The sequence below is a fragment of the Endozoicomonas sp. ALB032 genome (genome assembly GCF_049310125.1).
Classification (GTDB): Bacteria; Pseudomonadota; Gammaproteobacteria; order Pseudomonadales; family Endozoicomonadaceae; genus Endozoicomonas_A.
In genome coordinates this window covers 2,352,691-2,377,521 of the sequence record NZ_JBLYNW010000001.1, presented here as the reverse complement: position 1 = coordinate 2,377,521, position 24,831 = coordinate 2,352,691, and the positions used below count along the sequence as shown (strand labels likewise).

Annotated in this window: 17 protein-coding genes; 10 read left to right on the top strand and 7 right to left on the bottom strand. The window is 49.0% G+C overall.

Translation table 11 applies throughout. From position 1 onward, the window contains the following. Positions 1-17: 17 nt before the first annotated feature. On the bottom strand, positions 18-212 hold the full coding sequence (locus tag ACO6VG_RS08525) for a hypothetical protein (protein WP_422139671.1): 195 nt from the start codon (positions 210-212) through the stop codon (positions 18-20). Between the two features lie 590 nt (positions 213-802). Here ACO6VG_RS08525 and ACO6VG_RS08520 point away from each other — a divergent pair. Both ACO6VG_RS08520 and ACO6VG_RS08515 read left to right on the top strand, forming a co-directional pair. Next, positions 803-2,503 carry a hypothetical protein gene (locus ACO6VG_RS08520; RefSeq protein ID WP_422473497.1) on the top strand — a complete coding sequence of 567 codons (1,701 nt, stop codon included), beginning with the start codon at positions 803-805 and terminating at the stop codon, positions 2,501-2,503. 24 nt (positions 2,504-2,527) lie between these two features. Further along, positions 2,528-2,809, top strand: a complete 282-nt coding sequence (locus ACO6VG_RS08515; protein ID WP_422139669.1) for a nuclear transport factor 2 family protein — start codon at positions 2,528-2,530, stop codon at positions 2,807-2,809. Positions 2,810-2,873: 64 nt separating this feature from the next. Here ACO6VG_RS08515 and ACO6VG_RS08510 read toward each other — a convergent pair whose 3' ends face one another. Together ACO6VG_RS08510 and ACO6VG_RS08505 are read right to left on the bottom strand one after the other, a co-directional pair. After that, the gene (locus ACO6VG_RS08510) at positions 2,874-5,153 is read right to left on the bottom strand and encodes a TonB-dependent hemoglobin/transferrin/lactoferrin family receptor (RefSeq protein WP_422136541.1); all 2,280 of its coding nucleotides are present in this window, start codon (positions 5,151-5,153) and stop codon (positions 2,874-2,876) included. Between the two features lie 126 nt (positions 5,154-5,279). After that, the gene (locus tag ACO6VG_RS08505) at positions 5,280-6,323 is read right to left on the bottom strand and encodes an endonuclease/exonuclease/phosphatase family protein (RefSeq protein WP_422139667.1); all 1,044 of its coding nucleotides are present in this window, start codon (positions 6,321-6,323) and stop codon (positions 5,280-5,282) included. 314 nt (positions 6,324-6,637) lie between these two features. On the opposite strand from ACO6VG_RS08505, the gene ACO6VG_RS08500 reads away from it, so the two are divergent. After that, positions 6,638-7,723: an outer membrane beta-barrel protein gene (locus ACO6VG_RS08500; protein WP_422136539.1), complete on the top strand. Its 1,086-nt coding sequence runs from the start codon at positions 6,638-6,640 to the stop codon at positions 7,721-7,723. Positions 7,724-7,771: 48 nt separating this feature from the next. On the opposite strand, the gene ACO6VG_RS08495 is transcribed toward ACO6VG_RS08500, so the two are convergent. After that, a complete protein-coding gene (locus ACO6VG_RS08495) occupies positions 7,772-8,281 on the bottom strand; it encodes a copper resistance protein NlpE (protein WP_422136538.1) in 510 nt (169 codons plus the stop codon). Positions 8,282-9,090: 809 nt separating this feature from the next. Between ACO6VG_RS08495 and ACO6VG_RS08490 the strand changes: the two genes are divergently transcribed. The 7 genes from ACO6VG_RS08490 (at position 9,091) to ACO6VG_RS08460 (ending at position 15,857) form a co-directional block, all read left to right on the top strand. Further along, complete coding sequence (locus ACO6VG_RS08490; RefSeq protein WP_422410396.1) at positions 9,091-11,142, top strand: TonB-dependent hemoglobin/transferrin/lactoferrin family receptor; 2,052 nt, start codon at positions 9,091-9,093, stop codon at positions 11,140-11,142. Between the two features lie 122 nt (positions 11,143-11,264). Next, entirely contained in the window at positions 11,265-11,954 is a 690-nt protein-coding gene (locus tag ACO6VG_RS08485) for an energy transducer TonB (RefSeq protein WP_422473495.1), read from the top strand. A 57-nt stretch (positions 11,955-12,011) separates the two neighbouring features. Continuing rightward, complete coding sequence (locus ACO6VG_RS08480) at positions 12,012-12,698, top strand: MotA/TolQ/ExbB proton channel family protein (protein ID WP_422452054.1); 687 nt, start codon at positions 12,012-12,014, stop codon at positions 12,696-12,698. Further along, positions 12,695-13,123 (top strand): ExbD/TolR family protein, encoded by a 429-nt coding sequence (locus ACO6VG_RS08475; protein ID WP_422136534.1) that lies wholly within the window; start codon positions 12,695-12,697, stop codon positions 13,121-13,123. Before ACO6VG_RS08480 ends, ACO6VG_RS08475 begins: the two co-directional genes overlap by 4 nt. Next, a complete protein-coding gene (locus ACO6VG_RS08470) occupies positions 13,120-14,013 on the top strand; it encodes a heme/hemin ABC transporter substrate-binding protein (protein ID WP_422136533.1) in 894 nt (297 codons plus the stop codon). The genes ACO6VG_RS08475 and ACO6VG_RS08470 overlap by 4 nt, the downstream gene beginning before the upstream one ends. A 21-nt stretch (positions 14,014-14,034) precedes the next feature. After that, on the top strand, positions 14,035-15,084 hold the full coding sequence (locus ACO6VG_RS08465) for a FecCD family ABC transporter permease (protein WP_422473493.1): 1,050 nt from the start codon (positions 14,035-14,037) through the stop codon (positions 15,082-15,084). Next, complete coding sequence (locus tag ACO6VG_RS08460; protein WP_422139665.1) at positions 15,084-15,857, top strand: heme ABC transporter ATP-binding protein; 774 nt, start codon at positions 15,084-15,086, stop codon at positions 15,855-15,857. The genes ACO6VG_RS08465 and ACO6VG_RS08460 overlap by 1 nt, the downstream gene beginning before the upstream one ends. 506 nt (positions 15,858-16,363) lie before the next feature. On the opposite strand, the gene ACO6VG_RS08455 is transcribed toward ACO6VG_RS08460, so the two are convergent. From ACO6VG_RS08455 to ACO6VG_RS08445, 3 genes are all read right to left on the bottom strand, one after another. Next, entirely contained in the window at positions 16,364-16,564 is a 201-nt protein-coding gene (locus ACO6VG_RS08455) for a hypothetical protein (protein ID WP_422473491.1), read from the bottom strand. Between the two features lie 121 nt (positions 16,565-16,685). Next, the gene (locus ACO6VG_RS08450; RefSeq protein WP_422473489.1) at positions 16,686-19,718 is read right to left on the bottom strand and encodes a hypothetical protein; all 3,033 of its coding nucleotides are present in this window, start codon (positions 19,716-19,718) and stop codon (positions 16,686-16,688) included. Positions 19,719-19,880: 162 nt separating this feature from the next. After that, positions 19,881-24,803: a hypothetical protein gene (locus ACO6VG_RS08445; protein WP_422473487.1), complete on the bottom strand. Its 4,923-nt coding sequence runs from the start codon at positions 24,801-24,803 to the stop codon at positions 19,881-19,883. Positions 24,804-24,831: the final 28 nt, after the last annotated feature.

The window sequence follows — 24,831 nt, the reverse complement described above, 5'->3', positions numbered from 1 at the left end:
CTCCTGCTCTTCACGACTCATAGCTTGCCGTCTGCCTTCAGTGACTTGATAAGCTCATCATGGGATACGGTTTCCTCGCACCGGTGCTCTGCCACTGTCGCAAGATCTTCAAGGTCTTCTAACAGCTCCTGATATTGATCCACAGGCAAAACGACTGATACCCGGTTTCCCTCGTCATCGGTTATGTATTGCGGCTTTTGTTGTGCTGGCATGGTTTTATTTCCGATTTAGACCTACCTTTTTTACGTATTTCCTATTTTTAAGTACTGCTTTTGGCCTGTCGGTAAGCCTCAACAATACCGCTATTCCTTTTCTCAAATAGCAAAACTCCATCATCGCGACTCCATACCTGTTCACTAAGCCGGTATTTAATGCTCTTCACTTGAGTTGGGGCTAGTTTTGCCATTAAAACCATCTTTGGATGTTGCGCCCTCTTTGCACCTTCTATTACACCCCCCCCTTTCTGTCGGACTTAAGCGGAAAACAATAGTACAGCTTGGAAGCTTATGGAAATAATAAGTCCAGTAAACAAGAGGTTATAAGCAAGATAAGGGATCATTTGGAATGATACGAAAGCACAAATTGAAAGACACATACTCGGCAGGTCCCGGGCTCAAGTCCCGGAAGGCCGACTTCCGGAAAGAGCAAGCAGCAACAGTGCGGGAAGGTCTGCGCAAGCGCCCAGCCCTTTCACGTGGAATACGCAAAAGCACACTTATTATCTTGATCTATCCTTCCTCTCTGTAACCCAGAAGGCAGGGATAGAATTATTAAACACTCACTCTTTGCAGCACTGCTCTTAATGTCATTGTCTGTCATCAGCCAATCTAAACCGTTGACAAGACATTTTGTTGTCGAGCTCGAGCAGAATGCAGATTTTCCAAACCGGGACTTTTCTATAAAGCTTGACCTCCGCATGTTGTCGGGGAACCCCTCAGACAATATCGACTCAGACGGCTATGCAGAACCCGGCTCGTCACCTGATGACAAACGACACAAACCTTACAGCTACAGGGTGAAAACGATCCTCATTGAGTCGATTTCGTGGCGGTGGCTTTGTGCTACGAATCTGCTGGTTGCTTGTGAACTATTTCTGACCATCCAAAACTCCCCTCTGGACTCGCTCCCTTGTTCATGGCCGCCTCTGGCAACAGCTATCGCTGTCGGTTGGCTTTTAAAAAGCTATTTCAACCCCGACTCACCAGTGTTTAATTCGATTGAACAAAAAGAAGCGTGTCAAAATCATCTGTTTCAAAATCATCTGTTCGTAATCACCACAACGATGCCTGGCTCTGAACATGCCCCACAACAAGGCCAGCCATCAACATCATCCGGCCAGCAAATCCCTCAGGCTACCACTTACATTAAAGGCTATTTCACCAGGCTCCTGAATTCTGACTCTGGCAATAACAACGAAGGCCCTGAACAATACCTGCATACTTTGGGTTTAAATTGTTATCTCTATCCCTGTGATGGTGTTTGTCGATTCCGACAATCTTCCAATCCATCCGAGAGTGGAGCGTTGGTTTGTGAAGAAAGTTCAACAAACAACACAGAAGAAACACCCGAACAAATTTCATGCCCCCATTTGGCCAATACACAGTGTTATAGTTGCAACTCTTCCGATGGTGCTGCCCTGAACTCAGTAGTTTCAGGGGAAGCCGATGCAACCTGCCTTGCCAGTAAAGTAACTTGCAACGTGTTAGTGTTAGGGGAGGATGATCATCTTCGTCAATGCGGATCGGTCTGTAAAAATGTCAGAGCCCTGTCGTCTCACAAAAGCAGCATCCACACCGGGCAAAAAACCTGTGACTTGACCGTGCCCGGGGAGAGTGGCCAGCTGTGGCCATGTGGGAAGACCTTTAAGAATGCTCAAATCCTTTCGGCTCACAAAAGAGAGGCTCACACTGGACAACAAACATGTGACCTGACTGTGCTCGGGGAAGATAACCAGCTGCGACCATGCGGAAAAATTTTCAAAAATACACGATCATTGTCGTTTCATAAAACCAGCTTCCACACCGGGCAAAAAACCTGTTCCTTGACCGTGCCCGGGGGGGATGGTCAGCTGCGGCGATGCGGGAGGGTCTTTAAGAATTCTCAAGTCCTGTCGAATCACAAAAGAAGAACTCACTCCGTGCAACAAACCTGTAACTTGACCGCGCTCGGACAGGATGGCCAACTGCGACCATGCAGGAAAGTCCTTAAGAACACTCGAGCAATGCTGGATCACAAAAGCAAAATCCACAGTGGGCAAAAAACCTGTGAAGTGATCGTGGTTGGAGAAGATGGACAGCAACGACCATGCGGAAGAGTTTGCAGGCATATCACAGCCCTGGCGAATCACAAAATGAGAGACCACTCCGGGCAAAAAACCTGTAGCGAAACCGTGGTCCACGAAGATGGCCAGCAGCGAACTTGTGGGAAGGTCTGCAAAAACGCGCAAGACCTGTCGAATCACAAAAGAATACATCGAAAACGCAAGCCTGTTGATGTGAACTAGGGTGACGAACTCAATACCGGCCTGGTGGGCTTCCTGAAGGAGTTTGTTGAAGACTATCCGGAATACAGTTACGACGTAAAACACATCTATGCAGATGGTGATTATGTGATCTTTCATTCCCACGCCACATTGAATAAAGATGATCGTGGTAACGATGAAAAGGGTATGAATATCATTGATAACTGGCGTTTGGAGAATGGTCGTATTGTTGAACACCGGGATTCCATTCAAGCGTTGGACGGTTTTATGCGCTTCTATTCAATGATCAGTGGCGGCAACATTCGCAACGAAAATGGTGTGTTTTAAGGAAGTTTTCAGGTTGAGGCAAGGAATGGGTTCCCAAGGGAACCAGAGTTGTGACACAGCCTGGTCATATCTCCCACTTCACACTGACAGAAAAGTTCCTGCCGGTCTGGGTATAACGGTTAAGGCCCTTATAGGTGTCAGAAAGACCGCGTACATCATCCCACTTCCAGTATTTCTTGTCAGTAATGTTGAAAATACCGGCAGTGAGAATCACGTCTTTAATGGGCTTACAATAAGTGGTCATATCTACAAGACCATAGCCAGGTGTTGCAAACTGTTCGCCCCCTGCTTCACTCTCGTCTGAAGCAATATCGCTTTTAGAGATATCGTCTTTATCTTTCGCGGCGACCAGAGTCCACATCATTTCCCCGCCCCAGTTGTCATCGGGTGAATCATAGGCCAGTCCAATAACAGCGGTGAGCGGAGCAATACTGTTTAAAGGATCGTCTTTAAATAATTCTCCCTTATCATTGGAGAAAGTACCCTGACCTTTACTCCAGGCAACCGCTGTCTTAAAACTTGTTCCAATGGGCGCCCCTATGGCTTCATCCAGCCAGAGTTGGCCCTTGAACTCAAGACCCTTGATGGTTGTGTCATCCAGATTCTGATACTGGTACTGAACATCTCTCCCAACTGTTCCAAGGGGAACCATTTCAATAAAGTCGTCATACCGATTATAAAATGCAGTGATTTCTGCACTTCCAAGTCGCCCGTTCGCTCTCAATCCTACTTCAATAGAGTCACTTTTCTCGGGCTCCAGATCGGGATTAGGCATGACATGAATGTTCATTGAACCGACAGGTACGATTTCTTCAAAGTACATCGCAAATAAATCAGGTGTGCCAAAGCCCTGGCTGTATTGTACAAACCCTGAAAATACGTCTGTGAACTTGTAAACAGCGCCCAGTTTTCCAGACCAACTGTCGTATGATTTGTCTTTATATGCTTTTTTATAATATTGATCCGTTTCAGTTTCTGGTGAAAAACTGTCATAACGAATGCCTGGTGTCACGGTCAGACGATCGTCCAGCAGGGTTATTTCATCCTGAAGATAGATACCCGAAGATTCAACGGTCGCCAGCGGCGCATAACGACTAATGTCATTCTCTTCACCAGCTGGATTTTTGACGTATGTGGTCTTGTTCAGGTTATTCTGCTCTTTTCTTCCCAGCTCCAGTCCATAGCTGATAAGGTGATCGGAGGATTTGAAGTCAAGCCATTTGGTCATCTTCAGATCCAGCTGCCAGCTGGTTTCCCTGTAGATGTAATCCTTGTTTCTCGCCTGGGTTTTCCATTTCGAAGGGCCCGGGACCTCGACCAGCATTTCATCGTAGGTAATCTGATTAGTCTCGGTTTCCTGCCAGTTCAGGGTCCACTTAAGCGTATCGAAAACCGGTATGAACGCTTCCCACTCATGAAACACGCCAAGGCGTTGACGTTTTGTTGAGTCCTCTGCTTCAAATTTGCTGTAAGGAGAAGGGTTTCCAGTGGGCTGTACACCGACCATTGACAATAAATCAGTGTCAGAGTGAAGCTCCCGCCACTCAACTGTCAGCCCCATACGATGATCGTCGTTCAATTGGTACTGTAACTTGCCCAGTACGTTATTGACACTAATATCCTTGGGGTCGGCTTCTTCCCTGGCCTCACCCTTCACATCGGCACCACCATGGGTCCGGGTTTCTTTGGCATCGCGACGGGTATAAATCAGCAGGCTTTCCAGATCATCACTGCGATTAGCAAACGTTGCTGTTTCAGTAAAGGCACTGTCAGCAGAGGAGTATCCCCCCTTCAGTGATGCGTTGGCGTCATTACCTTCGGGATGAAGAAAGTCTGCCGGGTCTTTGGTGACAAAAGCAACAACACCGCCAATAGCATCGCTACCATGTACGGTCGATGCCGGACCTTTTAAGACTTCAACGACCTTGATGGTTTCGAGGTCAATAAAATTTCGCTGGGAACGCAAAAACATTTTGGTGGAATCAAAGGCTTTGGCCTGATCCACTCCGTCTACAGTAATCTTGACCCGGTTGGCATCCATCCCACGAATATTGAAGCTGCCCGCACCGGTTCTGCCATCATTTGTGACCCTGACCCCCGGCTCGTAACGAACCAGGTCATCAATGTCATTGACCATTCTCTTTTCAATGTCATCCGCCGTGGTGACATCCACGCTGCTGGCCACCGAATCGAGATTCTGTTCAGTCAGTGTCGCTGATACAGTCACCTGGTCCAGCAGAGTGGGTTGTATAGACGGCAAAGCTTCTTCAGCCTTGACTGTGACATTTGCTACTGCCATGACGGCCAGGGCCAGATGTGTTTTTTGAATCGCGGGTAGGCTCATTGTTTAACAGCAATTCCTGAAGTTCGGGCGTCAATGCGATTGTTACAGCGTCTCCCGAGTCAGTGACCGAGTATGACGAACAGGACTGATAATTGAGAGATCAGTCAGGTTAATCCTGAAAATAAATCAGTTCTTCTGCAATCTGAACTCCGCCACTAAAGGCACATGATCCGAGAGCATTTCAGCTTTTTGGACCACTCTGGCCTTCACTAGATCCAGCTTTGCTGAGTAAAAGAGATAATCCAGCGTCCGATCCAGACCCAGATCCTGACGGGTTCGACTAGTGAACCACCGTTGCCTTTCCTCTCCAGAAGCCTGTTGAGGCGTTGGAACAACCGGAAACCTGTCGGTCAGTACGGATAACTCGGAGTCTTTCTGATACCAGAACTGCTCGGAGTCATCGAGGTGCTCATACTGTCCCTGCGGAATCAAATTGAAATCCCCTCCGGTAATCCACAGGGAGTCGGCCCCCATCCGGTCCAGCCGCTCAGCCAATTGCTTTACCTGCCTTTGCATAATATCCAGCCCTTGGGCAAAAGCATCCAGATGCGTGTTAATCACCGTCAGTGACCCGGCTCCCAGGTTGATTTCGGTCTCCAGCAGGGCCCGTTGAGTGGTCGCAGGATAAAGAGACTGATCAGGTATGGCAGGAAGGTCATGCCTGACGACACTGTCAATAGCAAACCGGGATAAGGTCAGCAGGTTCACTCCACCCGGCTCTTTCCGGACATTCGGTGAGGCCCGTTCGTTCAAATAACTATAAGCGGTGAAGGCACTGCAATGAAACCTTACAGGCAGGGCGTCTTTCAACCACTGGATCTGGTTCATCCTGACTCTGGGGTCTACGTCGACTTCCTGAAGCAGAAGGATATCAGGGTTCTCTTCTTCAATCAGGTCTGCTACCTGATGAAAAACAGACAATTGCTTGTCAAGAGCCAGAGCTTCGAGTTGCTGCGGGGGCTTCCATAGTTCATAGATGCCTCCGGCCATAAACTGCACATTCCAGGTCATCACTTTGATGGATTGACCGGCTTCAAGCTTTTCCGGTGTTCCGGTGCATTGAACAGAGGGTTTGGCAAAAGCAGAACCGGCTGCCAGCCCCAGCTTGAGTAACACAGTGATCAACAATAACCACGAATGAAAAGAAGTGGTCTTCGAATCTGAAGGCATAGTTCCACCCTGACTGGATAAACGTCAGATCGGCCAGAGTCTGCTCTCAACCAGCTTCTCATTGCCGACCATGGATACCCAGTATAGACCGCAGTTTTCTGCGGCTCTTACAATTTCTTTTTGACTATCGCGTTTATACAGAACTTCAGTACAGGTTGAACGACCTGCTTTTTAGATAAAGGCATTACAACATTACAAAGTCTATGTCGTTTAATATGGGTAGAAATCTCATTTAACGCCACAAAGACATTTAACAGATGCACATTAAATAGGTACACTTCGCCTACATCCCAACGACACCAAGGAATGTAGCCGTGTATAAAAAACGACAGTTACTGGCTTTTGTAATTTCCACCGGATTGGCCGCTTCGGTTTATGCTGATGAAGGACGCTGGTATATCAACCCTGCGATTGGTCTTCAGAATTTTGATTCTGATCGCAATCTGGACGATGCCACCACACTGACTCTGGGGGGTGAATATCGCTTTAACGACCAATGGGCCACAGAACTGAGATTTCTCGACAGCAATGCTGACAGCAGAATTGGGGATACCGATGTCAACCAGTATTACCTGGATGCTCTCTACTACTTCAAACCCATGACAGCCAGGTGGCAACCTTTTGCCATTCTGGGTGTGGGCCACGGGGAATTTGAAGGCAAGCTCAATGACTCTCAGGAAACACAGGCCAACGCCGGTGTTGGTGTTCGCTATGCCATTAACGAAAACTGGTCACTGCGCGGGGATGTTCGTGGCATCCACGGAGCCGACGACAGCACCTGGGACAGTCTGGTCAACGTCGGAATCAGTTATGCCTTCGGTGGAAGTTCAGCTCCTGCCCCGGCGCCTGTTGAAGCAGATAGCGACCAGGACGGTGTACCTGACAGTCGTGATAATTGCCCAAATACACCAGCCGGTGCGACGGTTGATGCCAGTGGCTGTGCACTGGACAGCGATAAAGACGGTGTTCCGGATTATATGGATCAGTGCCCGAATACTCCCGAAGGCCGCAAAGTCGACGACAATGGCTGCAAAATCGCACTGATAAAAGACATCAGCATGAAGCTCAGCGTCAATTTTGCTACCAACTCTGCCGTGGTAACCGGCGAGATTGATAACGTCGACGAAGTGGTTCAGTTCCTGAAAGCCTACCCTGAAGTACCTGTGGAGATTGGAGGTTACACCGACAACAGAGGTGCTGAGGAATACAACAAAAACTTGTCACAGCGTCGTGCAGATGCAGTTCGCAACATTCTCATCAATGATTATGGTATTGCAGGCGACAGCATCACAGCCGTTGGTTACGGCGAAGATCAGCCTGCTGCCAGCAATGAAACAGCTGAAGGACGTGCCGCCAACCGCCGGGTTGAAGCCACTCTGAAGCATAAGATCGAGCAGTAGTTCTGGCGAGGAGAGTTCATTCGAACTCTCCTTTGCCAAGTGTCACCATCAGGGCATCTTTTTCAGATTGTAGCGTGAAGCTAAATCACCCGTTGCCTTCTCGCCGTTCACATCCAGTTTCATAAGCATGTTTTCACCAACGAAGTATTGGTTTGGACCTGACTCGTCAACCAAGGTGACGACGTTGCCCGATTTGTTCCAGGTGAATTTACCTCCAGATTTGATTGGGTCGCCTTCTTTGCCTTCATACAACTCAACCAGTGAGTAGGTGCCGTCTTCATTGAGTGTCAGCGTTGTGTCGATGCCTGCACAATCTGCACAGGGAAGTTTACCTTCGTAAATGCCAATCCAATTCAGAGCGTTTTGCGCGTTTTGACCAGAATCGACAAAAGTATCGGTGTTGGTCAGCTGCTCTTCTTCGATTGGAGCTACATCAATTGCGTTTTTCTGATGTGTTGCCTGAGGACCGTCAACCGCACTTGTCTCCGGCGGTTTCTCATCCTGACAGCCCACTGTGATGATCACCACACCAGTTAGCGCCAGTAGTGTCTTTTTCATTTCACACCTCTTTGACAAGGCAAGGAGTGTCACTAAAGCCTATTCGCCAAGCGAAAATCATGTTGGAACAGGCCTCATTTGACTTTAGAACCCATTAGAAAAGGACGCTAGTGGAATAAAATTCACTAGCCAGTCCAGTAGTACCTGCTCACGGAAAAAATATGTATCAAACCCCCAGAAAACATCACCCGTGTTCGTTGAAAATCTAATCCCGTGGATAAAAATTCCAGTGGGCCGATCCAGCCAATCAAACCTGTTACAAAAATTTATTTGCTGCTGATGATGTATTGGATAATTGCCCCAGACCAGATAGGAAGGACTGAAATATGTTGCTCGTACAACAACTCCAAACACTGGCGGAACGAGAGTTACAAACATACCGAGACCTTTGCGAGATTTGCACAGTGTATAAGCTACCACTTTAGATGCAAGACAGAATAAGGCAACCGAAAACCAGCAGCCTGTCGAACTTAAGCGTCCACCTGGACGGGGTCGCCCAGACGGGGTCGCCCAGACGGGGTCGCCCAGACGGGGTCGCCCAGACGGACGCTTAAGTCCGACAGACTCCCGGCAGGAAGCAAAGCAGAATGAAAATTACAAACCTGTAAAAAAAAACCTACAGAGCAACCAAAAATATCACAATCGCAAAAACCAATTTCTTTATACAAATGATAATGATTTGCGTTTAGGTTGTGTTTTGCATATTATCCTGCAACATCATCACAAGCGCTTCGGGGTATTCAGAACACTGCGCTTGTGTGATTGATCCCTATAAAGAATCCTCTAATAGCAGTACACGTAGGCCAACAATGACGTTTACCAAAAGTAGACTGGCAATTGCTGTCATGGCAGTGTCTTCCGGTTTTGTTTACGCAGACAGCACACCTCAGACCAATGCAACCCTTCTCAATCAGGTGACAGTCACTGCCACCCGATCTGAAAAAGACATCACCGATGTAGCCCAGACGATTGAAGTCGTAGACCAGTATCAGATCCAGCAGGAACAACCTGAGTCTGTGGCTCAAGCCGTCCAGTCTCTGCCAAACGTATCCGTCAGTGGTGGCCCGCGCACTAGCTCCCAGAACATTAATATTCGCGGTCTGGAAGGCACTCGTGTTCTTCAGATCACCGATGGTGCCCGCCAAAACTTCTCCAACGGCCACCGTGGTAGTTATTTCACAGACCCGGAACTGCTGAAATCTATTGAGGTGGTTAAGGGTCCATCCAGTAACCTGTGGGGTTCAGGTGCTATCGGCGGTGTCGTTGTGCAAAACACCAAAACCGCAGAAGAAATGCTGGAACCCGGTGAAACTTTGGGTGGCTATGTATCCCAAGGCTTCCACAGTAACAATAATGAATCCCGCACCAGTGGCTCGCTTTATGGTGTGAATGACAACTTCGACTGGTTGCTCAATGGCTACTATAACGACGGTGGTAACTATGAAACAGGGACCAGCGGCGAAGGGAATGGAGACGAGGTTGAGAACTCCGGCTCCCGCGAACAGGGTGGTATGGCCAAACTGGGCTGGCAGCTGAATGACGACAGTCGTCTTGAGTTTAAAGCTCAGCAGGCTCAAACCAATGCCAAAGTTCCCAGCAATCCCGCAACGGCTGTAGATACGGACTCCCCATTGATTATTCAAGAGTCCACCAACACCAACCTGTCTGCTGCTTATCTTTTTAATCCTGACAGCGTTTTGGTGGACAGCAAGTTCCAGCTGTTTTACACCGATACTGAATTTGATGAGTATCGTATTGAAGACGAGCAGACTGATAATACCCGATACAAGACATTGGGTGCAGCGTTTACCAACGTATCAAAGCTGACTCATTTAGATTTAACCTATGGTCTTGATGCCTACAAAAACACCATTGAAACAGTTCGTGATGACTTCGGAAATGAAGGTAATCGCCCGGAAAATCTCGATGGCGAGTCCACCACTGCAGGTGCTTTTGTTCAGGCAGATGTTCCTTTGGCAGAGGCATGGACTTTGCAAACCGGGGTTCGATATGACCGCTTTGAGACCAAGGACAACCGTCCTGACTCCGACATTGAAGAAAAGAAACAGTCTGACAACGCAGTCTCCCCTTCTGTTGCCCTGATCTGGGACACCACTGATTGGCTGACTCTGACTGCCAGTTACAATGAAGCCTTCCGCGCACCGAATATGGAAGAAATGTTCTCTACAGGAACTCACTTTGCAACGCCAGTTGGCACCAACAGGTTCGTACCCAACCCGAACCTCAAACCTGAAGAAGCGAAGAATAAGGAAATTTCAGCCCGGATGAATTTTGCTGGCCTTCTGAGTGATGATGAACTGACCATCACAGCCAACGTCTTCCAGAACGATGTGGATAACTTCATTACCCAGTTCGTTTATGATCCAAACATCTTTGGTGTTCCAACCAAAACAACCTGGAAGAATGTTGATGAAGCTCAATTGAAGGGCTTTGAGTTGGCCGGCCAGTATCGTTACCAGGATATCCAGCTCGGCCTGTCCTACGGCCAGACCCGTGGCGAAGATAAAAAGACGGGTGAATATCTGGATAACATACCGGCCGACAAAGTGGTTGCAGATGCTGCCTACCTGATGCTGCAGGGTGACCTGAAAATTGGTTCACGGTACACCTATGTCAGTGCTCAGGAAGATATTCGTTCCGATTACGACGGCCAGTCCTCATACGACAGCTACGATCTGGTCGACCTTTACGCTAGTTATGAGCCAACTACCGGCGCTCTGAAAGGCATCAAGACCGATCTGACAGTCAACAACCTGATGAACGAGTACTACATTTCTGCCTGGGAAACACTCTACGAGCCGGGTCGCAATATCAAGCTGAACGTGCGCTATATGTTCTGACTTTTAACCCTGTGACGGTTACTGCAGCGCACCCAATAAATGCGAATTATTATCATTTGACTTATTGAATACGTCTTAAAGTTGCAGTAATCTTCACTCGCCAATGCACAAGTAAACCGATTATGTCTCGAACGCTGCTACTCACATTGATCATCTCCATTTCCGTACATATGGCAGCGGCTATCTACCATGGTCAGCAGGAAGTTGAGCAGACTAAAGTGGCTCAGGGCAGCATCAGGGCTCCCATCAGAATGACCTTTTCTTCAGTGCAGCAGGCTGCTCCCCAGGAGCCTGTCAGGGATACCTCCAAACCTGTCGAGAAAAAACCAACGCCCATCAAGAAACCAGAGCCAAAGAAAAACGTCGTCAAGATAGCGGAACCAGAGCCACAACCTGAAAAGCCCGAAGTTAAAAAAGAACCTGAGCCTGAAAAGGTGGTCGAGAAAAAACCGAAACCGCCCAAAAAAGAAGCAGAGACTCAGGTAGTCAAAACCGCCACAGAAAAGAGTGAAGCAGAAGGTCTCAGCAACGAGCCTGTTTTCGTCTCCAGACCTGCTATTCGCAAGTCCGTCCCTCCCAAATACCCGCGCACTGCGCAACGAAGAAACCAGCAGGGCGTCGTTATGCTGGAAGTCCTGATAGATATTGAAGGCCATGCAATGAGCATAAAAGTGCTGGAGTCGTCCGGTTTCAGGCTACTCGACCGGTCGGCTATTGCAGCGGTTGAAGACTGGGAGTTCGAACCCCAGAAGCGTAACAACCGGCTGGTGGCTTCCCGGGTCCATATTCCCGTGGCATTCCAACTGAATTAACAGCCTCTGGCTCACCCAAAATAGAAGATTTTGAAGATAAAAAACAGGTATTAATTGATGTTACTGGAACAGATCTCTTCCTTGGGACTCATGGGCTGGCCCCTGGTCATTATCTCCTGCATCAGTCTGGCTCTTATCCTGGAAAGACTGATCACTTTTACGCTGCTGCCCAGCCTCAATAAAAAAAGCATGAATACCCTGCTCAATGAAGTTCGCGGCTGCTCCCACTGCAATAACAGCCAGAACAAACTCTGCAAAAACCTTGTTGCCGGAAAAGGTGTTCGCAAGGGTATCGCTATTCTGTTGAGCCACAATGACTGCGAAAAAGAGATGCGTGAAGAAGTAGCAGGCCTCTGGCTCCTGAAACAAAAAAACACCCTTCATGCCTGGCTGAAACCACTGATGCTGATTGGTATTCTGGCACCTATGTTGGGACTACTGGGCACCGTTCTTGGCCTTATTGGTATGTTCCAGGGAATTTCTGAAGTACAGGGCCCGGTAACACCGGATATTCTGGCTGGCGGCCTCTGGGAAGCGATGTTCACCACCGCCTTTGGTCTGATGGTGGCCATTCCATCCCTGGCAGCCGCTCACGGTTTTGGCATCTGGGCCAATCACTATGTGTCCAAACTGGAGTTTGCCCTGAACCATGCCAACCTGCTGCTGGAAGGCCTGAAAATGAACGACGATGGCATTGCCCTTAATCAGGAAACCGGCACCTGTCCTGAGGCCGTTCCAGCATGATTCGTATTTCCGATAGTGACGAAACAAACGCCTCTTTTTCCGCAGCGGATCTGACACCGCTGCTGGATGTTGTCTTTATTGTCATGGTTTTCCTTTTGTTCACAGCCAATGTGCAAACCCTGAGTCTGCCTGTGAATCTGCCTGAAGCCAGCCGTGAAGAAGCTGCCCTGACTGAAGAGCCTGAAACACTGACCGTAAGTATTCTGGCAAATGGTCAGCCCTGGGCACTGGCAGAGAATAAATACGACAGTTTTAAAGTGTTTAGTCAGGCGCTGCTGGCCCGCGTCAAGCAAGCGCCTGACACCACGGTCCTGATCGCCGGTGATCAGGAAGCACCTCTGGGTAACCTGGTTGAGCTAATGATGTTTTTAAGTGAGCACGAAATCACTGCCGCACAAGTCCTTATGGAGGAGAAAAGTCCATGAACACAGTGCCTGGAAAGAAGCTTCTGGCCTCTCTGGCAATGGCTTTCCTGCTGCCAGTGTCTCTCTTCACAACGGCAGCAGTGACCAACGCCCAGAACAACCGTTCAGCAGAGGAGAAACGTATTGTTTCTGCCGGCAGTGGTATTACTGAAATCATTTACGCACTGGGTGCTGGTGACCAGCTGGTAGCAGTGGATCTCACCAGTAACTACCCTCCTCAGGTTAACAAACTGCCCAAACTCGGCTATCACAAGCAGCTCTCTGCCGAAGGTATTCTGGCACTGAAGCCTGACATGCTCATTGGCACAGACGACATGGGTCCAAAAACCACCATCACTCAACTGGAAATGGCGGGTCTGGAAGTTGAATCCTACGCCACCGACAACTCTGCCGAAAGCATTCACAAGCGAATACATTCGTTGGCGAAATTGCTGGATAAAGAGAAAGAAGGCGACGCTCTCTGGCAATCCATCGAGAACGACCTGAAAGCCTCACAGCAACTGGCCGAAGGCAAAGATAAACCCAGAGTCCTGTTCCTGCTGGCCATGGAAGGCAGAAACCCCTCCGTTTCCGGTGCCGGTACCGAAGCCAATGCCCTGATCAAGCTGGCCGGTGGTTTTAATCCTGCAGAAGCTCAGTTCAACAGCTATAAACCTCTTTCCAATGAATCGCTGTTGACCCTCGCTCCTGATGTGATTATCTATTCGGATCGTGGTCGTGGCCTCACCATGGAACAGTTGTTCGACAGCCAGCCTGTTTTGAAACAGACGCCTGCGGGTAAAAATGCCCGTGTTATTCCCGTAGACGGTCGATTACTGCTGGGAGGTCTGGGTCCCAGAACCGGAGAAACAGCTTTGAGTCTGGCCAAGGCCTTTTATCCGGAATCCTGATCACCGTCACTGAGAACAACAATGAACCCTAGTCGTAAATCGGCACTGTTGCTGATAATGCTGGCCTTGGCCCTGCCAACTGTCATGGTGCTGTCCGTGGGCACCGGTCCGGTGGCCATTGCCCCTCTGGATATTATCTGCATTTTCCTGGATAGACTGGGCATCACTGACAGTCAGGTATCCGACCAGACACGTCTGATCGTAGAATCCATCCGCCTGCCAAGAACACTGATGGGTATCATGATTGGCGGCTCTCTGGCCATTGCCGGTGCTGCCATGCAGGGCTTGTTCAGAAACCCGCTGGCTGATCCCAGTATCATCGGTGTATCCAGCGGCGCGGCCCTTGGAGCGGGTATCGGTATTGTTTCAGGATCGGCGCTTTTCGCAGGATTCTCCAGCCCACTGCTTATGGATTACAGCGTTTCACTGCTGGCTTTTGGCGGCGGCGTTCTTACGACCTTGATCGTTTATAAAATGGGTACCACCAGCAACGGCACCTCTGTCGCTACCATGCTGCTGGCCGGTGTGGCGATCTCTGCACTGGCAGGCGCAGGTATGGGAATCCTGAATTACATTGCTGACGATGCCACTCTCAGAAGCCTGACCTTCTGGCAAATGGGCAGCATAGGTGGTGCCAACTGGAACTCGGTCCTGCTCTGTTTCACCCTTTTAGGTCCAGTTATTTTCTTGCTGTGTCGTTACGGACTGGTTCTCAATGCCATGTTGCTAGGCGAATCCGAAGCCCGACATCTGGGCATTGATGTTCAGAAAACCAAGCTTAAATTGATCCTGGTGACGGCCATGGCGGTCGGTGTCTCTGTATCGGTCGCCGGTATCATTGGCTTTGTCGGACTGGTAGTCCCCCATCTGATTCGTTTGCTGGCAGGACCTGATCACAAAACACTGTTACCTGCCTCAGCCATGCTGGGGGGTATCCTGTTGCTGGCAGCCGATATGATCGCCAGAACCGCTGTCGCTCCCGCTGAACTGCCCATTGGTATTGTCACCGCCCTGATGGGTGCTCCGTTCTTCATGTCCCTGCTATGGCAGCAACGCAAAAGGATCGCCTGATGAGTTGTCTCAAGGTTGAAAATGCCACAGTGCAGATTGCTGAAAAGAGACTGCTTGATGACGTCAGTCTTACAGTCGCTCCCGGTGAAATAGTCACAGTTCTGGGCCCTAACGGGGCTGGTAAAAGCACCCTGATGAAAGTCATCAGTGGAGAGCAAAAGCCTTCTTCAGGAAAGGTACTGTTAAATGACAGAACTGATTGGGGACTGCAACAACAAGCTCTTATGCTGGGCGTGTTACCTCAGTCTTCCTCACTGAGCTTTCCTTTCACGGTTGCAGAAGTGGTTATTCTGGGACGCATTCCCTGTGCTACAGACCGGACAGAAAATCTGGCCATCGTTGAGGCGGCACTGACAGAAGTCGATGGTCTGCATCTGAGAGATCGTCGGTACACCACCCTTTCCGGTGGTGAACGACAGAGGGTTCATATGGCCAGAGTGTTGGCCCAGATCTGGGACGAACCGGATTTTGGCAAACGCTACCTGTTGCTGGACGAACCCACTTCAGCACTGGATCCGGCTCATCAGCAACTGACTCTGAAAATGGCCCGCAAGCAGGCTGAGAAAGGTGTAGGTGTAATGGTTATTCTGCACGATCTTAATCTGGCAGCCCGTTACTCAGACCGTCTGATGATTCTAAAAGAAGGGGCTATAGCAGCCCAGGGAACACCCCATGAAGTGTTGACCGCAGAAACGTTACAGGCTGTGTTTGATGTGGATGTTACGATTTCGGAGCATCCAGTTCATGGCTGTCCTTTGGTTATCAATAATTAATCTCTGTTGGGATCTTTTCACAATTTCTCATCCCCCTCGAACGCCAGGATGAGAAATTGGTTCCTTTAATTTTATACCTACGCAAGTGACACTCCCCGCCTTGTCAGGCGAGGCTTCTGACTTCACAGGCTACAGCCAGCCTATAGCGACTGGACTTACACAGAAGCCTCCATCAGCAGTAACCGGGTGCCTCTCGGTTATTTATTGGTCTCTTGTTTGATTTGCCGCAGCCTTAACGGGTCACTCAGGTATGGGCTCGTCTGGTTCTTCAAGGGCGGTTGAGCAGTTGTCTCTGCCTTAATTTTTTGTTAACAGTGCTTGGTTTTCGTCACCGTAAGTCTCTGCATAGAGACAGACCGATGGAAAATATAACCAACCACGTACAAATACTCAACCGCAACGCTCTGCGTTCCCGTCTTATATCCCCGCCCGATTGAGGGTGTCGCAAAAGCCCAACAACTCGTTCCCACGCTGTGAGGGTGTCGCAAAACTTCAACAGCTCGTCCTCACGCTCTGAAGTCGTCATTCCCGCGAGGGCGGGAATCCAGCGCCAACGGTGGATCTCTGCCTTCTCGGGGATGACAAGGCCAGGGGGACAACGGGCAGTATGGTTTTGGTGGAGAGTCAGTGTGGATTCCCGCCTTCGCGGGAATGACGAGAATGAAGCCGGGAATGACGAGAATGAAGCTGGCAATGACGGGAGTCAACGCGTTCCCACGCCGGAGAGAGTTTTGCGACACCCTCGATTGGGCGAGGGTTTACGACGATTTTGCTAAAAATAAGCGTACAGATTCAAAAAATAGGCGCACCATAACAGCCAATTCGAACTCAATAATATCTGTTGTCTTCACCCCACTTTCCAAAATATTCCGATAGCAACTGGTCCCACTCATCCTGATTTTTTGTATGTTTACTCATGTTAGCGAGATTGATTTCCAGCCAGTATTGCTCGTCATGGCCTTCAGGCAACGAATTAAAAAATTCAATGGTTGTTAAGGGGCTAACGGCAATGTTTTGATGAAGCAAACAGTGTTTGGCTATTCTTAATTGACTCTCTTCTGAGCATTCTTTCCAAAATTGATGAAAATATTCCCGATACACTTTGAGCTGATAATTACAAAAAAAAGCTTTGTAAGCTTCCATTTCAGCCAGAGGCAGGCCATCTATTTGCAGGGATAAGATTGAGTTGTTTTGTATACTTTCGCTACTGCCCTCAGGAATTTCCTTCAAGCAATCATCATGCTCATCCGTACTGTTGGCATTGACGCCAAAGTCTATGTATTTGTCATTGGATTCAGGGAACAGAACAAGGTTCATAACATTTAACATCAACGACAAAACTGATTCCCGGGAAAAGTCATTGTCTTTGAGGCTATTGAGGGGGCATAATTCTTCAAGTGGATTTCCACTCGTACTATTATAATCTCCTTCTTTCAGGAAGGTGGTTCTGAACTCAAAATACACATCTTTGAGATCTTTGATTTGACTATGATAGAACTCCGGATTATTCCGGACAAAATTTATTGCATTGGCAGTACTTTTAAATTCAATGGAGAAAAGTCCATAAATGATTTTATGAAGTTGCTGTGGATAAGTTCTGATAATTTCATCAATATGTTGGGACAGAATATCCCGGCTTAAATCATCCAGCGATGTTGAGAAATAGCATAAATAATCACTCTTCCCCATCACCTCCAGCCAATTTTCCAGATTGAACTCATTGTTCTCATTAACACAGGACTGATACAGGATTCGGGAAATCTGGCATGTACTTTCAAGTACCTCGCCATCCTTACCACCTGGAGTGTAAAACCGAACATTGTCTAATACCGATGATGAAAACCGCTCACCTTCAAAAGAACATCGGGCGAAAAAGCAACTGCCAACAATGGCACTGTTTAACAGCTCTGTATTGAATTTACATTGCTGAAATGTAATGGATGGCAGGATTGTACCCTTCATTGAACAGCCACTGAAATCAATGCTTTTTATACGACTCTTCCTCTTCAGCTCAAAACCATCCAGGGAATCCAGCTTGCCCTCCAACAGTTGTGGGTTTTGTTCAAACAGCAACTGTATGCGCTCTTCGCCACAAGAGCTGACGATACCTTTGATGCCTGGGTGATGCTTACTGTCTTCAGAGGTTAACTCACGGTAGAGGAGTGCCTGAGGGTTCCGCAGTTTATTCAGCAGCAAGGGCATGGAGGAAAAGTCATCCGTTTTCGAGGCGGGCTCTGGTTTTTCAGGACACGGGTAGCGAGTTGCCATCCCGGCATAATCCCAATGGAACATGACCGGCTCCCCTTCCGGGGTTAGTTCAATGCCCTCCCAGGCACTGTTCACCATGCTTTCGTTACCGACAATCACATTAATCAGCAATAATCTGGCCCACTGCTCTGAAGAAAGAGAGCGCAGCGTCGCCTCGCCGCCTTTGAGCTTGCCCTGCCATTGTTCGGGAACGGGACTGACCACATAAAAATGACCCTGCTCCTCATGAACAAAACTCTGAGGGACTGTGATGCCCAGCAGCCCGGCAAGGTTAGCCATTAGCAGCTGGTTGCGGGCGCTTAGCTCACAGCTCGCCGGTTTGACGGAATATACTTGTTGGCTAACGGGGTCGTTGTAAAGCGCCGCTGGCCAGGTGCTATGACATTCTTCCATGGCAGCACTTTTCATGGCACCAGCTTGCGGAGTCAGTTTTGCCAGAGAGAAGGACGATGCCGGTGGTTCTGTCAGCTGTCCGGTATAGGGCGTAATCAACTCCCGAACAACACCGGACTGTTCACCTATGCTAAACAGCTGATAACTAAAGGGCGAAGGATGGTGCTCCCACTGCTTCTTAGTGTTTTCACAGCGGGTGGCGGCACCGATGCTGAAGAAATGTTTGTGGTTTGCTTCACTGTCCTGCAACTTGATCGGACACCACAGGTCACCCTGCCTGGCAATCACCCGGCAGACCTCTTCGGCCAGCAGGCGCCAGTCTTGCCTCTTGAGATCATCCTGACAGTCAGCAAAACACTCCAGCCGATCCATGTAAAAACATCTTCTGATCCGCATGACTTCCAGCGTATCTGCATCGTGGAGCAGACTGCGCAGGGTTTGTATCGCCTCGGGCAGATGCTCGCAGCCCTTCGGATTATCCTTGTGGCAAATGGCTTCACCACACTGCCAGGCCGGGGACTGATCCACGCAGATGTTGCGCAGATGTTCCCTCAGATTGTCAGCACTGGCCCGCTCCCACTCCAACGTATCGAAACCATCGCCTTCACGGCCAGTATCGTGAAACAGGCAGGTTTTGATCAGCAAGGGTATCATTTGGTCGGGAAATTCCCGCGCCAGGCGATCGCCGTGCAGTTTACGCTGTTGCAACAGGGCTACTGCCCAGATCGCCGCCCGGCAACTGTGCTGGAGACCGTGAACCTCGCGGGCAATGGTCTGGGCAGAAGGTGAGATGTGTGATGGGCGATAAGGCTGAAGCAAGGCCGTTTTTGCTACCTGAGTGGATTCAATCAACGATGGATCAATGACCGGCCAATGGGCTGGTTCAGTTTCGGTTTCGCCTATACTCGGACACTTTTCTACCGGTTCACTGGTCAGCGTTGCCAGTGATGTGCCACTGATTTTCGAAGTAATATCAGCAACGGTTACATTACGTTTATGCCCGGCCTGACAATCAATTTTGATTGCCTGATTCCACTTTTCAGAAGCAGCACCGGGGAGCATGACCTCTTCAAGTTCACTCACTTTCCTGGTGGCAAAGGCGACGCCTTTGTTAACACTATTGTCAGATGAAGGGATACAACCGGCAAAAGATAGCTGTTCTGTTGTTCCACCTACTGTTTTCCTGGGGAGCGAATCCATTTTTTTAGCCCTCACTGCTGTCCTTGTAATAAGTACCTAACCAGTTGGTTTCCTCCATTGTCAGGGCTAAAAATCCAGACGATGCGTAATATGCTCGCAGGCAGGCTGAAAAAGGTGTGGGTGTCCTGGTCATTCATAGGCTCGCAGGCAGGCAATTCGAGCTCAATAAAATTCGTTATTATTAGCCCACCCTCGAAAATATTCCGGAATCAAGCGGTTCCACTCATCCTCATTTTTTGTATGTTTACCCATGTTAGCGAGATAGATTTCCAGCCAATATTGCTCGTCCTGGTCTTTAGACAACAAATCCATAAATTCCTTGGTTGTTATAGGACTAACGGCAATATTTTGATGACGCAAACAGTGTTTGGCTATTGTTAATTGACTCTCTTCTGAGCATTCTTTCCAGAGTCGATGAAAATATTCCCGGCACTCACTAAGGTGTAATTTACAAAAATGAGCTTTGAACTCTCGCATTTTAACCAGAGGCAAGCCGTCTGTTTTCAGGGATAAAATGGAGTTATTTTCTGTACTTTCGCGATTGACCTCAGGAATATCCTTCAAGCAATCGTCATGCTCATCCGCGCTGTTGGTATTACCGCTAAAGTCTATGTATTTATCATTGTATTCAGGGAACAGAACAAGATTAATAACATTTAATATCAATGCCAAAACCGCTTGCCGGGAAGAATCATTGTGTTTCAGGCGATTCTTGGCAAATAATCTTTCCAATGGACTTAATCGCATGTTGACACAACGTACTTCTTTTAGGAAGGTCGCTCTTAAATCAAAATACCAATCTTTGAGATCTTTGATTTTGCAATCACAGAATTCCGGATTATTTTCGATAAAACTTACTGCATTGGCAGTATTTTCAAATTCAAAGAAAAAAAGTACATCAGTAATTTGACAAAGTTTTTTTGGATAAGTGCTTTTAATTTCATTAATATTTTGGGACAGCACATCACTGATTAAATTCTCCAGCGGTGTTGAGTCGTAGTGTAGAAAATCACTTTTTATCATCACATCCAGCCATTGCCCCAGATTGAACTCATTGTTTTGATTAATACACGACTGATATATGATTCGGGAAAGATGGTGTGTACTTTCAAGTACCAGGCCATCCTTACCAGCTGGAGCGTAAAAGCGAACCTTGTCTAATACCAATGATGAAAACCGCTTACCTTCAAAAGAACATTTGCTGAAAAAGCCATAGTCAACTTTGGCACTGTTTAACAACTCTGTATTAAATTTACATTTGTTAAAAAGAGTGGATTTCAGTCTTGTTCCCTCCATTGAACAGCCGCTGAAATCAATCCTTTCTATACGACCCTCACTATTTAACGTAAGACCATCCAGGGAATCCAGCTTGCCCTCCAACAGTTGTGGGTTTTGCTGAAACAGCAACTGTATTTGCTCTTTGCCACAACACTTGACGAGTCCTTTGATGCCTTCGTGATACTCGCTGCCTTCAGAGATTAACTCGTGGTAATAGATTGACCAGGATTCCCGGAAAAGCTGTTCCAGCGGACGTCCATCGGGCCAGTGGCTAAAGCGTTTCTTTAGTGTACCCAACAATTGCCGCTGTCCTTCGAGAGAACTCATCTCAAGCTTGTATAACTCGTCAAGCAGGGACACGGGATTGGAAAAACGAGTCTCTTGTAAACTACTGTGCTCAATCACACTTCGGTAGTCATAGGTCGATCGCGTAATGATTTTTTCATTACGTGTGAAGGCTTCCAAACCAGAAAATTCCTTCCCATAATGCTTTTCATCTCTATAAATTTCTGCATCCATACGACCGAGTGTTTCAGAAGTCAGGCGCAAAGACATGGCCCCACCAGGTTTGTATCTGGACTTATCCTCCAGCCCCTCCATGACTCGGAAAAATATGTATTTTGTGTCGCAATTCATCCTTGTTACCGTATGCATCGCACCGATATCATGGGGTTCCATACCGATCTGACTACGTCTTTCAAAAGAGTTCAGGGCAGCTTCATTTTCCAGGCTGAGCAAAAACTGTTCACTGTTCCGCTCCTCCTCTGCATGAAAGTTTAAATTGTGCCCAAGGCAGAAGTTCCTTGCGGGGTTTGCCGAAATGCCATGGGGAAACCCCGGAAGGAATTGCACCCAACGTCCTGCGCGAATACGAGAGTGGGTGTCCCATTTCAGTTCTTCATCACTGAGATTCAGCAACCGTTTAAGAAACGCTTTTTTGCTGGTGTTTACCGGGGTATTGATATCCGCTGCCACGGCACGGTTCATATTACCAAGGCAGCCGTGGTAGTCGGCCAGGGCGTCCAGCCATATCGCCTCCAGATCACTGGTATCCGGCCGCTCCCCGTCAATGCCCAGCTCTGCCAGCTCCCTGAACAATGCTTCAACCACCGTTTTATTGTGTCCCCCAAAGGTGAGGGTCAGTTGATTTTCATAACTCAGGGCATCAGGCAGGTTCGGAGGTGAAAACAGGATATTGCCCCCTTCACAGACGGTCGATTCAAGTAATACAGCCCGAACCGGTGGGGTGGCGAGCCGGGCTTCCTTCAGTTGTTCCGGACTCAAATAACTGACGCTCTGGCCTGTCAGTTTGGCAAAACCATGGCTGAATTCAGCCAGTTCTACTGTCGCTTCAACCTCTTCGCCAATTCTTGAACTGACTCGTGCAGGAAAGACAGGGACGGGCAGTGGTGTTTTGATGGCTGGCAGTTCTGCAATATACGGTACGTCGGCTTTTGATGATGCCCGGCACTTGTTAGCAATGTCCTGCAGAATCGTCACGGTGTTATCAATGGTATTGTGATCCTTTGCCTGCCATCGTGATTTATTTTTGGCTAACTGCCCGGCCACTCTCTCACAATCATTGGCCAGGCTGGCCAGGTCACTGCGCCAGTCGCGGTAACTGCCTTCCAGGGCATACCTGGAATCATTCAGGGCAAAGTTGGTATATTTAACCCGCATCGCCAGACGGTGCAATCCCCGATCCAGGGCCAGGTTATCAGCCAGTTTATTGCCCGCTTCCCGGGACAACTTCAGGGTCATCCGGGTAATGGGTTGGCCATTGGCATCCAGTAACTGGCTGATACCGATCTGCCCGCCGCAGATATCCCGGCCTTTGACCGGCAGCCAACCACCGCGGATACCCGCCGCCTCTATCGCCTTGTATTCCGCCATAGATACCCGCTCACCTGCCTCCAGACTGTTGGGAAAGCGAGTGGTCAGCCAGGCAATGCGATCATGAATAGTCTGTCGTAACCAGCTGCGGTCACCGGGCAGAAAACCGCTGTGTTCGATGAGCCGGTCCAGGGCCTGCCAGTCAACCTGGCGCAAGATATCTTTCAGGGTATGGCCCAGCAAGTCATCCTCTAATTGCACGAGAATATCGACGCAGGGGTTATAGATCGGCAACGAGTTCATGGAGGGCGCCTGAGGGTCCCGCAGTTTTTGCAGCAGCACGGGCATGGAGGAAAAGTCATCCGTTTTGGGGGCGGGCTCTGGTTTTTCAGGACACGGGTAGCGAGTTGCCATCCCGGCATAATCCCAGTGAAACATGACCGGCTCCCCTTCCGGGGTCAGTTCAATGCCCTCCCAGGCACTGTTTACCATACTTTCGTTACCGACAATTACATTAATCAGCAATAATCTGGCCCACTGCTCTGGAGACAAAGAGCGCAGCGTCGCCTCGCCGCCTTTGAGCTTGCCCTGCCATTGTTTGGGGAAAGGACTGACCACATAAAAATGATCCTGCTCCTCATGAACAAAACTTTGAGGTACTGTGATGCCCAGCAGCCCGGCAAGGTTAGCCATTAGCAGCTGGTTGCGGGCGCTTAGCTCACAGCTCGCCGCTTTGACGGAATATACTTGTTGGCTGATGGGGTCGGTGTAAAGCCCCGCTGACAAGGTGCAGCTTTGGCATTCTTCCATGGTAGCAGCTTGCGGGGTCAGTTTTGCCAGGGAGAAAGACGATGCCGGTGGTTCTGTCAGCTGTCCGGTATAGGGCGTAATCAACTCCCGGACAACACCGGACTGCTCACCTATGCTAAATAGCTGATAACTGAAGGGCGAAGGGTGGTGCTCCCAATGCTTCTTAGTGTTTTGACACAGGCTGCCGGTACCGATACTGAAGAAATATTCGCAGTTTGCGTCACTGTCCTGCAACTTGATCGGAGACCAGAGGTCACCCTGCCTGGCAATCACCCGGCAGACCTCTTCGGCCAGCTCGCGCCATTCTTGCCTCTGCTGATCATCCTGACAGTCAGCGAAACATTCCAGCCGATTCATGTAAAAGCACCCTCTGACCCGCATAACATCCAGCGTATCGGCGTCATGGAGCAGGCTGCGCAGGGTCTGTATCGCCTCGGGCAGATGCTCGCAGCCCTTCGGATTATCCTTGTGGCAAATGGCCTCACCACACTGCCAGGCCAGGGACTGATCCACGCCGATGTTGCGCAGATGTTCCCTAAGGTTGTCAGCACTGGCCCGCTCCCACTCGGGCGTATCGTTCCCATCGCCTTCACGACCCGTATCGTGAAACAGGCAGGTTTTGATCAGCAAGGGTATCATCTGGTCGGGAAATGCCCACGCCAGGGGATCGCCGTGCAATTTACGCTGTTGCAACAGGGCTACTGCCCAGATCGCCGCCCGGCAACTGTGCTGGAGACCATGAACCTCACGGGCAATGGTCCCGGCAGGAGGTGAGATGTGTGATGGGCGATAAGGCTGAAGCAAGGCTGTTTTCGCTACCTGAGTAGATTCAATTAACGATGGATCAATGACCGGCCAATGGGCTGTTTCGGTTGCAGCTATTTTTGGACGCTTTTTTAACGGTTCAATGGTCAGCGCTGCCAGTGATGTGCCACTGATTTTCGAGGTAATCTCAGCAACGGTTACATTACGTTTATGCCCGGCCTGACAATCAATTTTGATTGCCTGATTCCACTTTTCAGAAGCAACATCCGGGCGCATTAGCTTTTCACTTATACTTACTTTTTTGGCAAAAGCGACGCCTGTCTTAGCACTATTGCCAGAGGAACGGATACAACCAGCAAAAGCTGGCTGTTCTGTTGTTTTAATAGGAAGCGGATCCATTTTTTAGTCCTCGCATCTGCCCTTGTTA

Coding starts and splice junctions, on each gene's coding strand:
- ACO6VG_RS08510 (WP_422136541.1), bottom strand. CDS start 5,153: ATGAGCCTACCCGCGATTCAAAAAACACATCTGGCCCTGGCCGTCATG.
- ACO6VG_RS08460 (WP_422139665.1), top strand. CDS start 15,084: ATGAGTTGTCTCAAGGTTGAAAATGCCACAGTGCAGATTGCTGAAAAG.
- ACO6VG_RS08450 (WP_422473489.1), bottom strand. CDS start 19,718: ATGGATTCGCTCCCCAGGAAAACAGTAGGTGGAACAACAGAACAGCTA.
- ACO6VG_RS08480 (WP_422452054.1), top strand. CDS start 12,012: ATGTTACTGGAACAGATCTCTTCCTTGGGACTCATGGGCTGGCCCCTG.
- ACO6VG_RS08505 (WP_422139667.1), bottom strand. CDS start 6,323: ATGCCTTCAGATTCGAAGACCACTTCTTTTCATTCGTGGTTATTGTTG.
- ACO6VG_RS08475 (WP_422136534.1), top strand. CDS start 12,695: ATGATTCGTATTTCCGATAGTGACGAAACAAACGCCTCTTTTTCCGCA.
- ACO6VG_RS08485 (WP_422473495.1), top strand. CDS start 11,265: ATGTCTCGAACGCTGCTACTCACATTGATCATCTCCATTTCCGTACAT.
- ACO6VG_RS08495 (WP_422136538.1), bottom strand. CDS start 8,281: ATGAAAAAGACACTACTGGCGCTAACTGGTGTGGTGATCATCACAGTG.
- ACO6VG_RS08520 (WP_422473497.1), top strand. CDS start 803: ATGTCATTGTCTGTCATCAGCCAATCTAAACCGTTGACAAGACATTTT.
- ACO6VG_RS08525 (WP_422139671.1), bottom strand. CDS start 212: ATGCCAGCACAACAAAAGCCGCAATACATAACCGATGACGAGGGAAAC.
- ACO6VG_RS08470 (WP_422136533.1), top strand. CDS start 13,120: ATGAACACAGTGCCTGGAAAGAAGCTTCTGGCCTCTCTGGCAATGGCT.
- ACO6VG_RS08445 (WP_422473487.1), bottom strand. CDS start 24,803: ATGGATCCGCTTCCTATTAAAACAACAGAACAGCCAGCTTTTGCTGGT.
- ACO6VG_RS08465 (WP_422473493.1), top strand. CDS start 14,035: ATGAACCCTAGTCGTAAATCGGCACTGTTGCTGATAATGCTGGCCTTG.
- ACO6VG_RS08490 (WP_422410396.1), top strand. CDS start 9,091: ATGACGTTTACCAAAAGTAGACTGGCAATTGCTGTCATGGCAGTGTCT.